Source organism: Pseudomonas sp. 43A (assembly GCF_013363935.1).
Lineage (GTDB): Bacteria > Pseudomonadota > Gammaproteobacteria > Pseudomonadales > Pseudomonadaceae > Aquipseudomonas > Aquipseudomonas crudilactis.
Window position 1 is genome coordinate 1,811,035 of sequence record NZ_CP054880.1, and the last position, 15,265, is coordinate 1,826,299.

At 60.1% G+C, this 15,265-nt stretch carries 10 protein-coding genes; 3 read left to right on the forward strand and 7 right to left on the reverse strand.

The window, feature by feature from the left end; all coding sequences use genetic code 11:
• Window positions 1–271: 271 nt before the first annotated feature.
• Entirely contained in the window at window positions 272–625 is a 354-nt protein-coding gene (locus tag HUW52_RS08015) for a putative quinol monooxygenase (protein WP_016985291.1), read from the forward strand.
• Between the two features lie 43 nt (window positions 626–668).
• Entirely contained in the window at window positions 669–911 is a 243-nt protein-coding gene (locus HUW52_RS08020; RefSeq protein WP_016985292.1) for a hypothetical protein, read from the forward strand.
• A 4-nt stretch (window positions 912–915) separates the two neighbouring features.
• On the opposite strand, the gene HUW52_RS08025 is transcribed toward HUW52_RS08020, so the two are convergent.
• Together HUW52_RS08025 and HUW52_RS08030 are read right to left on the reverse strand one after the other, a co-directional pair.
• A complete protein-coding gene (locus tag HUW52_RS08025) occupies window positions 916–1,545 on the reverse strand; it encodes a flavin reductase family protein (RefSeq protein ID WP_016985293.1) in 630 nt (209 codons plus the stop codon).
• A 186-nt stretch (window positions 1,546–1,731) separates the two neighbouring features.
• Complete coding sequence (locus HUW52_RS08030) at window positions 1,732–1,947, reverse strand: hypothetical protein (protein WP_175553349.1); 216 nt, start codon at window positions 1,945–1,947, stop codon at window positions 1,732–1,734.
• A gap of 341 nt (window positions 1,948–2,288) precedes the next feature.
• Here HUW52_RS08030 and HUW52_RS08035 point away from each other — a divergent pair, with 341 nt between their 5' ends.
• Window positions 2,289–3,044: a hypothetical protein gene (locus tag HUW52_RS08035; protein ID WP_175553350.1), complete on the forward strand. Its 756-nt coding sequence runs from the start codon at window positions 2,289–2,291 to the stop codon at window positions 3,042–3,044.
• A 133-nt stretch (window positions 3,045–3,177) separates the two neighbouring features.
• Here HUW52_RS08035 and HUW52_RS08040 read toward each other — a convergent pair whose 3' ends face one another.
• The 5 genes from HUW52_RS08040 to HUW52_RS08060 form a co-directional block, all read right to left on the reverse strand.
• Complete coding sequence (locus HUW52_RS08040) at window positions 3,178–4,497, reverse strand: MFS transporter (RefSeq protein ID WP_007912608.1); 1,320 nt, start codon at window positions 4,495–4,497, stop codon at window positions 3,178–3,180.
• 385 nt (window positions 4,498–4,882) lie between these two features.
• Window positions 4,883–6,211: a sigma-54 dependent transcriptional regulator gene (locus tag HUW52_RS08045; RefSeq protein WP_016987631.1), complete on the reverse strand. Its 1,329-nt coding sequence runs from the start codon at window positions 6,209–6,211 to the stop codon at window positions 4,883–4,885.
• Entirely contained in the window at window positions 6,211–7,971 is a 1,761-nt protein-coding gene (locus HUW52_RS08050; RefSeq protein WP_175555653.1) for an ATP-binding protein, read from the reverse strand. The genes HUW52_RS08045 and HUW52_RS08050 overlap by 1 nt, the downstream gene beginning before the upstream one ends.
• A gap of 84 nt (window positions 7,972–8,055) precedes the next feature.
• Window positions 8,056–10,704 (reverse strand): RHS repeat-associated core domain-containing protein, encoded by a 2,649-nt coding sequence (locus HUW52_RS08055; protein ID WP_175553351.1) that lies wholly within the window; start codon window positions 10,702–10,704, stop codon window positions 8,056–8,058.
• Window positions 10,701–15,203, reverse strand: a complete 4,503-nt coding sequence (locus HUW52_RS08060; protein ID WP_175553352.1) for a SpvB/TcaC N-terminal domain-containing protein — start codon at window positions 15,201–15,203, stop codon at window positions 10,701–10,703. Before HUW52_RS08060 ends, HUW52_RS08055 begins: the two co-directional genes overlap by 4 nt.
• Between the last annotated feature and the right edge of the window lie 62 nt (window positions 15,204–15,265).

Sequence of the window (15,265 nt, forward strand, 5' to 3'; positions counted from 1 at the left end):
ACACATCCTGCGAAATGCTTGCCTGATTCTGCTTGGGCTCATGAGCATGCCCAGCCATAGCAGGACGCAGAGCGGCAAACTTGCTTGATACGCCGTGTGACAACCGTGTGACGCAGTTTTACAGGTTGTTACAGCTTCTGTGTGCAGTCTCGCAGGATTGTGCAACGCGGCGGCAGGAATCGACTAACGGCGTCAGGCGTACGGCCCTTAACCTTTGATCCTGTCGCAGCCCGTCCCCCGGCTGCCACGCGACTCCCTGGGAGGGTTGAACATGTCCAAGCAGATTCCCGTCAGTCATATGGCCTTCGTTCGAGCGCGCGCCGGGCGTTCGGCGGAACTCGGTGTACGCCTCAGCGCGTTGATCGATCCGTCCCGCGCCGCCCCCGGTTGCCTGAGCTTTGCCTTGCAGCATTCGCAGTGTGATCCCGAGTTGTGGCTGGTCTGCGGGTTCTGGAGCAGCCAGCAAATGATGACCAACTATTTCAACAGCCCGGCGATGGAAATCTTCGCCGAGCTGGTGCAGGAGCTGGTGGTCAACAGCCTCGACTTCCACACCTTCAAGGACGTGTCGGCGGCGCAAGCCCTCGGTCAATGTCCGGCGCCGGTACACAAACTCGTCGGTTGAGGGTTTAATGTCCGGCTTATCTGTCTGAGCCGGGATATGTGACATGGCACGTAAAGAGTTCGAACACTTCGAAGCAGTTTCCGCAGTCGTCCCCGTCGAGTTGGGCGGCAACAAGGGCTATCACGCGGCAATCGCGGTCAAGGCCCTGGTCGATGGCGGTGCACCACGCTTTCACAAACTGCTGAATGATCAGGTCTTCCCCGGCGCCATCGCTGCCGACGAGGCTGCCATCAACGAGCTGGATAACCTCAAAGGTGTCACTGATGACGCCGAGTTGATCTGGTAACGCGTTACTTGTTTGCGCCCGGACGCCACATCTTGAACAGGGCCTCAGGCCCCAGCTGGAAATAGTCCGCCGGCCCGCCGCCGCGCAGAATCGGTTCTGCCGCGGCGGTGTCGTAGATGCCGTCCTTCAACAGCCACTTGGCGATGTGCACGGCGACCACTTCGCCGAGGACCAGCCAGCTCGGCACCGTCTCGCCATCGGCGCGCTGCAACTGAATGATCTGCGTGACCTTGCACTCGAAGGACACCGGGCTTTCGGCCACGCGCGGCACCGAAATCACTTTCGACGCGACCGTCGTCAATCCCGCCAATTCGAATTCATTGACCTCAGGCGCGACCATCGCGCAGCTCTGGTTCATCTGTTCGGCCAGCGGGCGGGTGGCGAGGTTCCAGACGAATTCGCCGGTCTGCTCGATGTTGTTCAGGCTGTCTTTGCGCCCGACGCTGGAGAAACCAATGATCGGCGGAATGTAGTTGAAGGCGTTGAAGAAACTGTACGGCGCCAGGTTCAACTGGCCGTGGGCATCCTGTGAGGAAATCCAGCCGATCGGGCGTGGGCCGACGATGGCGTTGAACGGATCGTGGGGCAGGCCGTGGCCGTTGGCGGGTTCGTAGAAATGGATGTCATCGGGCATGGCGGGGGGATCCTGGGGGACGTCGTTAAGCGCTCAATAGTGCAAGCCTGACGCGGCAATTTCCAGTCGAACGATCATTTCCAAACCCTGAAATCCCCCTGTGGGATCTCGGTGAATTCTGAATTTGTGTTCGCCCAGAAATGACTAAGCCCGGCCGAAGCCGGGCTGTGCGCTTTACAGCGAGGATTAGCTGATTGCAGCCGATTGAGTGCGGTCGTAACCGTCGGCAGCGAAAGTCGCGGAGCCGGTACGGTCGTAGCCATCTTCAGCGACAGCAGCAGAACCGGTGCGGTCATAACCATCAGCAGCAACGGCGGAACCGGTGCGGTCATAGCCGTCGGCGGCGAAGGTGTTGGCAGCCAATACGGACAGGGCGAAGGCAAGGATCAGTTTGGTTTTCATGTTCTTTACTCCAGATTTGTTGGCGGGTGTGTCTTGCATGTGTTCAATGCTACGCCAACTAAATTGATTAAAAAGCGCAAAATAATGCTAAAAAAAATCGATTAACTTGATATTAAGAGCGGCGCGTTGAATTCGCTTTCGTCGTCGGAGCGAGCGTTGCGCAGGTCATCGATCAGGTGGTTGCAGAATGAGGGGGCAGCATTAATTAGCGATTAATCGCTGTTTTGCGCTGTGTGACAGATTTTTCATACTTTGCCGACCGCTTTTTCACCGCCGCAACGCCAGTCTGCCCGAGGCCAGAAAACCAAGAACCGGCCGTCACACACTGGAGCTTCCCCGCGATGAATAAACTGCCTCAAATCACCCTGGCCTTCTGGGTCATGAAAATCTGCGCGACGACCCTAGGGGAAACCGCGGGGGATTTGCTGTCGATGACCCTCAACGTCGGCTACGCCATGAGTTCGCTGATTCTGATCAGCGTGTTTGTGCTGACGCTGATCACGCAGTTGATGGCCAAGACTTACAAGCCTTTGCTGTACTGGCTGGTGATCCTGTCGACCAGCACCGCCGGCACAACCATGTCGGACTTCATGGATCGCACCCTCGGTCTGGGTTACGCCACCGGCTCGATGATCCTTATCGCGATCCTGCTGGCGATCTTTGCCGCGTGGCGCCTGAGCGGTGACTCGCTCAACGTCAGCAAGGTGCAGACCTTTCGTGGCGAGATGTTCTACTGGATGGCGATTCTGTTCTCCAACACCCTCGGCACCGCGCTGGGCGACTACCTTGCCGACGATTCAGGGCTGGGTTTTGCCGGTGGCGCGCTGCTGATTGGCTCGACCATCGCCGCAGTCGTGCTGCTGAAATACTTCACCAGGATTTCGACGGTGGTGTTGTTCTGGGTGGCATTCGTCCTGACCCGGCCGTTCGGCGCGACGTTGGGCGACTTGATGACCAAGCCCCATGAGAAGGGTGGACTGGACTTCGGCACCATCGGTTCGTCGGCGGTGCTGGCGGGGATTCTGCTGGTGATGATTGTCGGGGCTTCGTATGCGCAGAAGCGCTATGGCAGACAGCAAGTTGCCGAGTTGACTTGATACCGGGTCGCTCTCATTCGCGAGCAAGCTCGCTCCCACAGAGGATTTGTGTCGATCACAGATCCAATGTGGGAGCGAGCTTGCTCGCGAAGGGGCCCTCACAGCCACCATTGCAGTGGCTGTAAAAAACCGATCAGTCAGTCACGATGCGCGAGTGCTTCTGGGTGTCTTTCATGGTGATGTACACCAGCAACGACACCGCGATGCACGCCGTTACATACCAGTAGTAGCCGGTTTCCATGCCGATGCTCTTGAACCACAGCGCGATGTATTCGGCGGTGCCGCCGAAGATCGACACGGTCAGTGCGTACGGCAGGCCGACGCCCAGCGCGCGGATTTCGGTCGGGAACAATTCGGCTTTTACCACCGCGTTGATCGAGGTGTAGCCGCTGACGATGATCAGCGCCGCCATGATCAGGAAGAACGCGCCCCACCAGGTCTGAATGGTGTGCAGGGTCATCAGGATCGGCACAGTGAAGATCGTCCCCAGCACGCCGAAGGCAATCAGGATCGGACGACGGCCGATCTTGTCCGACAGGCCGCCGATGATCGGTTGCAGGCACATGAACAGGAACAGCGTGGCGGCAGAAATGGTGGTCGAGTCGGAGATGCTCATGCCGACCGTGTTCACCAGATATTTCTGCATGTAGGTGGTGTAGGTGTAGAACGCCAGGGTGCCGCCCATGGTCAGGCCGACCACGGTCAACAACTCTTTGGGGTGACGCATCAAGGTGCGCATGGCGCTTTCCTTGGACTTTTCTTTCTTGGTGAACGACTCGGTTTCTTCCATGCCGCGACGCAGGTACAGGGCCACGACCGCACACAGCGCGCCGATGGCGAACGGAATGCGCCAGCCCCACGCGTACAGCTGTTCAGTGGTCAGCACGTTCTGCAGCACGATCAGTACGCCCAGCGCGATGAGTTGACCGGAGATCAGGGTCACGTACTGGAAGCTGGAGAAGAAGCCGCGACGTTCCTTGGTCGCCATTTCCGACAAATAGGTCGCCGAGGTGCCGTATTCGCCACCGACCGACAGGCCTTGCAGCAGGCGGGCGAACACCAGCAGGATCGGCGCGCCGATGCCGATGGTTTCGTAGTTCGGGCTGAGGGCGATCAGCAGCGAGCCGAAGCACATCAGGTAGACCGACGCCATCAGGGCTTTTTTACGTCCGACCTTGTCGGCGTACATGCCCATCAGCCAGCCACCGATCGGACGCATCAGAAAGCCGACGGCGAAAATCGCAGCGGTGTTCATCAGTTGGGCGGTGGTGGAACCGGCAGGGAAAAAGGTTTTCGCGAAGTACAGGGAGAAGGCGGCATACACGTACCAGTCGTACCACTCGACCATGTTGCCGACGGAGCCGCTGAAGATCGATTTGATCCGGCTGGCGGTGGTTCGTTCTTTGGCGGGCACGGCAGCCGACCCAAGAGGCAGGGCGTTGGAGTTATCCATTGAAGGATCCTTCGTTTAATTGTTTTTGTGGAGCGCGTCGGAACGCAGCCTGCGAGGGCTATAGCAGGAGGTGTGCCAACGGGGGGAGGGCCGGTTTAGAGGGGCGGGCGGGGTTGGGTGAGCGGATTTGTGCCGATGGAATTGATCTTGTGAGCGGATTTCCGCTTATTGGAGCTGAGATCAAAAGCCCCTCACCCTAGCCCTCTCCCGGAAGGAGAGGGGACTGACCGAGTGGATTGTTCGAGTTGCACCGACCTGAAATACTGAGTCGAACTCAGGTTTCGAAAAGCATGAAGATCGGCTCCCTTTCCCCCTCGCCCCCCGGGGGGAGAGGGCTGGGGTGAGGGGGATGGATTTCAGCCACAGCAAAAATCCCGACGCAGCCTCACTCAGTCAAAAACATCTCCCGACTCAACCCATGCCGCTGCAGCTTTTCATTGAACGTGCGGCGCGGCAGTTGCAGTTCTTCAAGCACCGCTTTCACATCGCCCTTGTGCCGGGTCAATGCCGCGCGCAAACACTGCGCCTCAAACGCCTCCTGCTGCGCCGCCAGCGATTGTCCCGGATCGATCCCCGGTGCCGGCTCATCCAGGCCTAACACCTGACGTTCGGCAACATTCGCCAGTTCGCGGACATTGCCCGGCCAGTCGTGGCTGAGCAGATGACTCAATTGCGCGCCACTCAAGGGTGGAAAGGTGCGCCCCAAGCGTTCAGCGGCATGGTGGGCGAAGGTTTCGAACAACAACGGAATGTCTTCGCGACGATCACGCAATGGCGGCAAACGCAGTTCGGCGACGTTCAGGCGATAGGCCAGATCCTCGCGAAAACGTCCGGCCCGAGCCTCGTCGAGCAGATCCGGTTTGGTCGCCGCGACAATGCGCAGATCGACGCGAATGCTCTGGTTCGAACCCAGCCGTTCAAGCTTTTGCTCCTGCAATACGCGCAGCAGTTTCACTTGTTGCGCCAGCGGCATGCTTTCGATTTCATCGAGAAACAAGGTGCCGCCATCGGCGTATTCCAGTTTGCCGATGCGCTTGCCCGAGGCACCGGTAAACGCGCCGCTCTCGTGGCCGAACAACTCGGCTTCGAACAGCTGCTCAGGAATCGCCGCGCAGTTCAGCGCCACAAACGGCTTGGCCGCGCGCGGACCGAAATCATGCAAGCAACGCGCAACCAATTCCTTGCCGCTGCCGGTTTCACCACGAATCAATACGTTGACCGGCAACGCCGCCAGATCCAGCACTTGCCGGCGCAACGTCTGTAAACCACGGGAGACGCCGAGCAGGGTCGCATCGAGTTTCGCGCGGTTGTCGGCCTGTTCGTGCAGGGCGCGGTTCTCCAGAACCAGACGACGTTTGTCCAGCGCCCGGCGCAAGCTGCCGAGCAGGGTTTCCGGGCTGAACGGTTTTTCCAGAAAGTCATAGGCACCGTCGCGCATCGCCTCGACCGCCATCGGCACGTCGCCATGGCCGGTGAGCAGAATCACCGGCAGATCAGCGTCGCGTTTCTGCACTTCGGCCAACAATGCCAGGCCGCCCATGCCGGGCATGCGCACGTCGCTGAGGATCACTCCGGCAAAGTGCGCGGGCAGGGCGGCGAGGCATTCTTCGGCGCGGCTGAACAACTGAACCTCGAAGCCGGACAGGCTCAGCCACTGCTCGACGGCGCTGCGAATGCTGCTTTCGTCATCGACCACCATCACCGAGTTGAGCATCAGATGTGTGCCTCCAGATCGATTGGCAAAGTCAGGCTGAACACCGCGCCGCTGTCGCCATTTTCGGCGCTCAGACGGCCGCCGGATTCATGCACGATGGCGAAGGATACCGCCAAACCGAGGCCCAGGCCGTCACCCACCGGTTTGGTGGTGAAGAACGGATCGAAGACCTGGCCCAGATGGTCTTCGGCGATGCCGCCGCCATTGTCGCTGACGCTCAGGCGCCACAATTGTTCATCGGCTTCCAGACGGATTTCGAGACGCTTGCACGCTTTGCCCTGCATCGCATCGAGGGCGTTGCGCAGCAGGTTGATCAGCACCTGTTCGAGACGAATCGCATCACCGCGCACCCACGCCGGACGCGTCAGGTGCAGCACCAGACTGACCTGTTCGTCACGCAGCCGGGCATCGAGCAACTGCAACGACTGATCGACCACCGTCGCCAGATCCAGTCGTTCGCGCAAGCCGCTGGGGCTTTTGCGCGCGAAGGTTTTAAGGTGGCCGGTGAGGGCGGCCATGCGCGTGAGCATGTCGTCCACCGGTTTCAATGCTTTGTAGGCATCGTCGACGCGGCCATGGTCGAGCAGCAGGCGCAGGGTCGCCAGTTGCATGCGCTGCGCGGTCAGCGGCTGATTGATTTCGTGGGCCAGCGCGGCGGACATCTGCCCGAGCGCGGCGAGTTTGGCTGATTGCACCAGACCGTCCTGCGCAGTGCGCAAGTCACGGGTGCGTTCTTCCACCAACTGTTCAAGTTCTTCGCGATTGCGCTGGCGGATTTTCGACAGGCGCCAGCGCTGGTTGAGAAACAGCAGCAGGAACACCAGCGCCAGCCACACTCCGGCGGCGGCCAGCCCGGCGTTGCGCAGATCTTCAAACGCCACTTGCGGATGGCGCAGCAGGTGCAAGGTCCAGCCTTCGGCGCTCAGGGGCAGCGATTCCCACAGATAATCCGCTGTGCCCTCGGGGCCTTCTACGCGGCGCAGATCACTGTTGTCATCGAAGCGGCGTAGGGACAAATGGGTCAAGGGCTGCAGCGACTGTTTGTCGTACTGGCGCGTGGCTTTGATCTCGGCCATATCACTGGCGCTCAACGGCCGCAGTGCGCGATAACGCCAGCCGGGCTGATTGGCGATGAAGATGATTCCGCGCGCGTCGCTGACCAGCAGCGTGTCATTGCCTTGGCTCCATTCGCGTTCCAGTTCGGGGAACTCCAGCTTGACCACCATTGCGCCGAGGAACTCGTCGTTGTCACCGAGTACTGCGCTGGAGAGGAAGTAGCCGGGAATTCCGCTGGTTACGCCTACGGCGTAAAAACGCCCGGTGCCCTGGGTGCGGGTCTGGCTGAAGTAGGGGCGAAAACCGTAATTGTGGCCGACGTAACTGCTCGGCAGACGCCAATTGCTGGCGGCGACGGCGAGGCCGGTGTGATCGAGCAGTTCAAGGGTCGAGGATTGCGCCGCGCCGTTGATCTTTTCCAGCTTCAGGTTCAGCGCCGTCTGTTCATCGGCATCGACCGGCCCGGCCAGCGCCGAGCGCAGTTGCGGATCCAGCGCCAGCACGGCGGGCAGGGCGCGATAGCGGTCGATCAGGGTGTGCAGGGAATTGGCGTACAACGCCAGTTGCTGGTTGGCGCGAGCGGCGTCTTCCTCCAGCGCCTGACGTTCGGCGTGGCGGATCGCAAGCGTGGCGGCAAGCGCCGCACCGGCGATGATCAGCAGGGTATACAACGACAAACGCAGGTTTCGGGAAGTCGGCAGCATGCTGGGCGAAGGGTCGGCAGGACGGGCGGGCACGATAGCATGCGCCCACGTGGCTCGGCGCGATCTTCGCGCGGGCCACGTTGGTCATACGGATGTTTCCTGCACTTGACGTCGACGCTGCAGATTCAGTCGCGGTTTCGGGACCGGTCTGGGTCTCGGTTCTTCAGCGATTGACCGTTGCAGCTGTTGCAGACTTTCGGTAACGCCTTCGGCTTCGCTACGCGCGTCGAGTATCGTCTGAGCTGTTTCCCTTATTTTGTCGATGGCTTCGAACGGGTCAACTCCAGTCCTCGCCAGCTTCATGACTTGACGTTGTTTTTCGTCATCCAGTGAGTCCAACTGTTTGTAGAACCTTTGCTGAAGATCCTCAGGGTAGGCGTTCAGGTTATTGGTGAAGGTTTTGATAGTGTCGATCAGGGCGGAGCCGCCGTTGAGCAGATCCTTTACTGTGTCGACCCCGTTCGAAACAGTTGCACCAAGCGTATTCAGACCATCCTTGAGTTCTCGAGTGTGTAGCGTTTGCGCCAGCTTCAAACCTTTCTTGAAGAAGTGGTAGCGTAACAAAGGCATCGCCACGGCTCCGACAACCGCACCGACTGCCAGGCCGATGGCATTACCGGCACCCGGTACGATGCTGCCCAGGAGCCCGACTACCGTACCTCCCGCAGTGACCCCCTTGAAGACCGACTTGATGCCGTGTTTTGACTTGAGGAATTTGCCGAAAGTCATACTGGCACGCAGCTCGTTGATGTCGGCGTTTTCCGGAACAAGCCCGTCGAATTCAGTGGCCAGATTATGTATCTGATTCGCCGCTGTCTGAGCCTTGTCCAGCATTCCGACAAAGTCGCCAAGCAATTCGAATACGGCTTTTTTGCCGCCGGTCCTGTCGACGTACAGGAGTGGATTGTTGCCAACCATGGCGTACAGATTCAGGCCGTCTACAGCACCATTCGGGTCGGCGCTCAACCAGCGTTGTAACCAGGGTGCGTAATAGCGTTCGCCGTAGTAATACAACCCGCTGACATCCATCTCCTTGCCTGAATAACGGATGAATTTGTAGCGCACTTCGACGGCGTGGCGTGCGGCCATCCACGCCGTGGCACCGAACGGGTAGTAACCCTCCTGGCTGATCAGGTCGCCCTGTTGATCAAGCTCCATCACGCAGGAGCCGAGATGATCTTCGAGGTTGTAACGCACTTGGTCATTGGCGATTTCATCGGGTGGTTTTTTCGCCCAGTGCAGGCAACGCGCACTGCCTACCGAGATGACGTGCAGTTCTTCGCCGTTGTCCTTGTTGCGGATTTCCAGGCCCGGCAGGTAGCGCACCTGATGAAAGTGCACAGCGCTGTCGGTGTACGTTTCATGGCGTTTGAACACCCGCACGCCCTGGCTGTAACGGTAGTGTTCGGCGTCGTCATCAGTGCCGTCTCGGGCAATCAGCGTCACGCGTTGCAGCTCATCCCGTGCATTCCATTGCATGGCCTGTCCCGGTTGCAGGTGCTGCTGGTTGCCGTGGCGGTCGAACAGTGTGTCGAAGTCAGGCTCCGGATCATCCGGTTTCCAGCGCACGCCGCGATTGCTGACTGAATCAATGCGCATCTGCACGGTGCGGTTGGCGCCGGCGCGTACATGCACCAGTTTCTCCAGATTGCCGCCAGTGTCGTAAGTGTAGGTCTGGGTGTAGTTGAGGCGGTTGTTAGGGTCGGTGGGTTTCGGCAGGTCGGGAATGTCCGAGAGCGGGCCGTCGTCGTAACCGCTGGCGCAGACCAGTCGGTACAGCGAGTCGTAGCTGAAATCACGGTGACCGTCGACCCGCTGGTTGGCGAAATAGACCGGCTGGAAGGCGTGGTCTTCGATGCGGGTAATGTTGCCGACGGGGTCGTAGAAGTATTCGAGGTCTTGCAGCACTGTGCCGGTGTCTTTGCGACTGGACTGGGTGTGCAGACGACCATCGGCCGGGTCGTAGGTCCAGCGACTGAGGACAAGATTACCGGCCTGCTGCTCGATGATCTGGTCGGCGGCGTTGTACTGCGCATCAAGCAACACGGGCTGCCATTGGCTCTGGCCGCTGATCAACAGTTGTACCTGCCGAAGGTGCCCGGCCAGGCCATAACACGATTGCTGACGATGGCCGCCGGCATCGGTCTGCTCCAGCACGGCGCCCATCGGGCTGAACACACGACGGCTGGTGAAGCCTTGGTCATCGTCAAAGAAACGGGTTTCGGCCAGCGGCTGGCCGGTGAGGGCGAAGCTGTCGGTGCGCAGGGTGCCCGAGCTGTCGTGTTGCTCCAGCAATTGTCCGCGTCGATTGAACCGGGGGTCGGCGCTGGCATCGGCGTAGGCAAACACATCGACATCGGCCACGCCGTTTTCTTCGACGGCGACTACGCGCAACTGCTTATCGAAAGTCGTGCGCCAATGACCGTCGCGCTCGTCCCAGCGCTGCACCGGTTCGCCGGCCAGGCCCGGCAGGATCAGGCGCCAGCCGGCGTCGACGCTGTCCGTTTGTACCGACTCGCCGTCCAGGCGGTACACCGTCTTCAGGCACGCAACCGAAAGGCGTGGATCCCACTGTGCCACCAACTGCCCGCTCGCGTTGTGCTGCTGACGGTTGACCAATGGCGTGGGTGTGTCCTGCGCCACAGTGCGCAAATAAACTACCTGACGAGTAGGCAGGCCGCGGCCATCGTTCACCGAAATCGCAGGCGTGCGCCAATCCAGTGAGGGGGTCATGAGCGTGGCGATTCCGAGCGGGGTGGCGGTTGCGCGGTGTCGTTGAAATCTTCGCTGGTGCGATACCAGGGATGGTGAGCCTCGCGGGAGATGTCGCCTCTGGCGTTGACCAGTTTGATCTGCTGGCCCAAGGCGTTGTAGTACACCTGATCGAAGTGGCCAAGTTTGCGCAGGGATTGATCGTTGACGTACCGATGGGTATCCGCGAAAAAAGGTCGGAACTGACGAACCGGCAATCCCTTGTTGTTGTACTCGACTCGTTCGCTGATGCGCCAGCGCGGGTTCGCCAGAACCTCGACGTACTGGCCATCTTCGACAACGAGTGAGCCATCTTCAACCTTGTACGCCATGCCCGGGTCAACCCGTTGCTGGGTTTGCAGTGCCCGGCCAAAGCCGTCGACACAGGCCTTGACGATCTGGATCTGCGCTGCGATCTCGTCATCGGGGTAGCGGTCGGCACTGAGCATCACGCTGTGTACCGGCTCGCGGTGGGCTGTGGTAATCGCCTCGAGCAAGGTCTTTTCGGTGCTGGTCAGATGGGTGCTTCGTGCCAGCCGCTGACGGGCACTGGCGCGAATATGGCCGCTGGGCAGCAGATAGCCTTGATCCACCCATTGCGCGGTGACAGCAACGCTGCCCATCCAGCTGAACAAATCCTTGCGCACGGTGCTGGCGGCCTTTTGCACAGCAGCCTCCGGATCGGCAATGGCCGGATCCGGGCGAAGATCTTCGGGTCGCCTGTATTCACTCAGCGGCCTGAATCCTGCGGCAATGCCATTTTCAGTGCCGTGAAAACTGGTGGCCAGTGGTTGCCCGGAAGGCGCGTAGATGGCCTCTTCAATATTCTCGTTGGGGTCGGTGATGCTCAGTGGTTGCAGGGCGTGATAGTCGTAAGTGATGTGGGTGGTGCAGCCATCTGGCAATTCGACGCGGATGATCGCCAGGCCATAGTCGTCGTATTCAGCCCTGGTGTGGCCGTGGCTAGGGGTTTCACGGTAGCTCAGGACATCGTAGAAGCGATCCGGGCCGGCGTATTCGGCAAAGCCGAAGTGCGCCGAATACAGCGCCGGGTCAGCCCCGGGCGGGGCGGTCGGTTCAAACAGAAACGGCATCGCCGTATAACCGATTTTGCTCAATTCCGCATGGATGTTGAACGGCGGCGGCAGGATGCTATAGGCGTCCAGGGCAGTCTTGTCCAGTTGCGCCAGTTCCAGCGGCCCGGCCAGGGCCTCGAATTCGGCTTCACCGTCAGCCAGCGCTGTGCCGTCGAATTTCACGTAGCGCTGTATGGACTGGGTCGTCAGTACCCGTTCGGTGTTCCAGTGCGGCGAATCCTCATGGCGCGCCAGTTGCTCGAACGACACCTGTGTCGGGCTGAGGCCGCTTGGCAGTGTGCCTTTGGGCAAGACCAGCGCATTGGCGCGTTGCAGATACGGCAGGCCCAGCCGCCACTGCTGAGGATCAGTCAGGTCAATGTATTGCGCACGGGTTTCGTTCAGGTAAAACGACTGCTGTGCCTCGTCATGGGCATCGCGCCACCACTGTTGTTCATCTGGATCGGTAAAGGGCGGTGGGCTCTCTTCAGTCAGTCGGCGCGCATAGCTCACGGTCAGCGTCTGAGTCGTCGAACCGTATTCGTTCTGGCGCAGGCTGATCTCATGACGGCACAGCGGATCGTCGATAAACCGGTCGTACTGGTAGCTGATTTTTTCCAGCAGCAGGGGCAGCAGAACAGCGGCGGCGTACTGCCCCTGAGCGCGGACTTCACGCACCCGATAGCGCAGCTCTTCTACCGCCAGAGGCGTGGCGATGCCCGGTGCGTCGCTGTCTGCGTCAGCATAGGTTTCGATACGGGCGACCGAACCCGCCAACGCCCGGGAAATCTGGTATTCGGTATCGGCGTCGTGCGGGGCAATCGACTGATCGAACTCCTCTTTGGGCGGGGTAAGGCTGAACAGGGTGCTGCCCAGGCCAATGGCGCCCTTGTCTTCATTGAAATAACGCTCACGGCGGCGATCCATCGATTGCCCGGTATGAAACCAGGTGCAGACCCGCACCGGCTGGGTGAAGCCTTCGTCGCCGTCGCCGTCGCCGGCGCTTTCGCTGTCGGTTTGCTGCAGCAGGCCGAAGCCACGAAACTCGCGTTCTTCACCGTCGTAAACGCCTTCGCGCCAGGTCAATAGCTGCGTCAGGCAGTTACCGGTGATCTCATCCAGTTGCTGCTGCTGGACCACCACCGGCACTGCGAATGGCAAGTGCGAAACCGGCAGCTCTTTACGCTTGAGGATTTGCTGTTTTTCATCCAGCCACTCTTGAGCGGAACTGCGGTAGACCACACTGGCATTGCAGCCCATGTTGTTGTTGCTGGCGGTCAACAGGTACGGTTTGATCGCGACGAAATCATAGCGCCAGTGCTGCGGCTTGATGTGCGGCACGGTCAGAATCAGGCTGGCACAACCCAAGCCCTGCAGGTCGGCGAAGCTCACCTGACACAGGCGGTCATAGCGCACGCCTTCGGGCCAGGGCACGCTCACCGGTATCTGCTCAAGACCATTGCCACCGCGGTTCAGGTAGATTTCGAATACATCGGATTTCAGATAGATCAGTGCCGGTGCGCCGGAACCGTCAAGGTCGGCCACCCGGATCCGCGAAGAATCGAACTGCTCGTACGTGAACGGCAGGTCACTGATCTTGCGACCCTCGCCAAACCTGCCGTGGCCAAGGTTAGGCCAGCAGCGGATTTCGTCATGGCGGATACGGCACAGCTCCGGCATGTCGCTGCCCAGCAAGTTGCCGAGCATCACCAGTTCGGTCGGTGCGTTGCTGAAGATTGGCAAGCGGTCATCGGCCGGCCCATGCGGCACATCCTCGGCGGCGGCGAAGCCTGCTTTGCGGCGGTTGGCGTACAGGCGCACCGAGTTGGGACCGATCAGCGCAATAGAGCTCAGACCATCACCGCTCAAATCGCCCAGTTGCACCAACGTGGTGAAAAACTCCAGCGGGAACCCCGTGAACGGGACCAAATCGGCGAAGTCTCGCTGCGCATTCAATGTACGGAAACCGCTGCTGCCTGGCTGGGCCGTGATCCAGTCGAGCCGCCCGTCACCGGTCAGGTCGGTAAGCATGTGCTGGACTGCACGATTACGGTCGGCCACTGGCGTCCGGTGCAGCGCCGTCCATGGGCCGTAGCCGATCTCATCACCTCCCGCCGCTGCTCGCAGCGGTTCGCGGTAGTACCACGCCTGGTCATAACGGCAGAGAAACCCCGGCAGACCCTCGCCGTACAGGTCGACGCATTGATAGAACCCGCCATCTTCGACGCCCGGCTGGTTATCTGCAGCAAGCAGGCGCTGAGGGTTTTTATTGATCTGGAAAGTGGAATAGTCGAACTCCACCGGTGGCGAGTGTTCGACCTGGCCGCTGGCATCGAAGCTTTGATAATGCGCGGCGCTGATCTGGCTGTAGTCCCATTGCGTGATGTTTTGCGCAATGCGGTATTCCAGCAGCAGACGTTGCGCCAGCAGCGGTTTTTCTCGCAGGTCGGCGGGATTTTGATGAAACATCAGCACTTGCCGACAGAGCCGGCGCGTGCCGATTTCAAAGCCTTGACCGTAAGTCGAAAAGGGGTCCGGGCGCACGCGCCACGGCCCGAGTGTGTCGCCGTCGTACAGCGGGATTTCGCTCAGCGACGCCGTACGCTCGCCGTAGTCGAAAATCAGCTGAAACTGCCAATCCAGCTCGCTCGGGTCTGGCACGGTCCAGGCGAACAAACGCTCGCTTGCCGTGAAGTTGCCGTAACACACCCGCTCCAGATAACGCTGCGCGCGGTAGTCGTGGGTCGGGTCGGGATCCTGATCATCGGCTTTGTAAACGAAGCAGATATGCTCGCCGTGGGTGTTCATGCTTTCGCAGAGCAGCCACGCCGCAATATTTTGCGCGGCATCCGGATCGGCACGGCGTGAGGCGGCGGTTTTGCCATAGACGTGCAGCGAGCCATCAGCGCCATGTATCAGCCAAAACGTCGACGCAGCGTTCTCCGATGTACGGGTCTGCAGTTGCCATTGCTCGCGCAGGGCAAAGTCGCTTTCAACGCGCGGCCAATAACGGACCACGCGATGCGGGCCGATGCTCTTGCCGCCGTAGGTTGATTCAAAACGCGACTTGATCGTGCCGTCAGCTTCCAGCTCCGGCATCCATACCTCGCCATCGTGACCGACGATCTCATCGTGTTCGGTATAACGCGGAACACCCTTGGCGGTGCGCCGGCTGATCTGGCTCAGCCCCATGCCCCAGCCGATACCGAAGGACCCGTTACCGCTCTGGCTGCTGTACGTCAGCGACAATTGCGGCGCCAGACCCCATCCGCTCGAGAGAGGGATGGGCAGCTCGAAGGACGCTGCACCGGTCGGCCCCACGGCGCCCCAGCTTTTACCGATGGTGGCAATCGATGAACTCTTGGCGATGGAGGGAGTAACGATGCTCAGGTCTTGTTCGGCCATGATTGCGTCCGGTGCACTTGCGGTGGCGTAAGTGAAATGACGCTATCAACAATTGCCAAGGG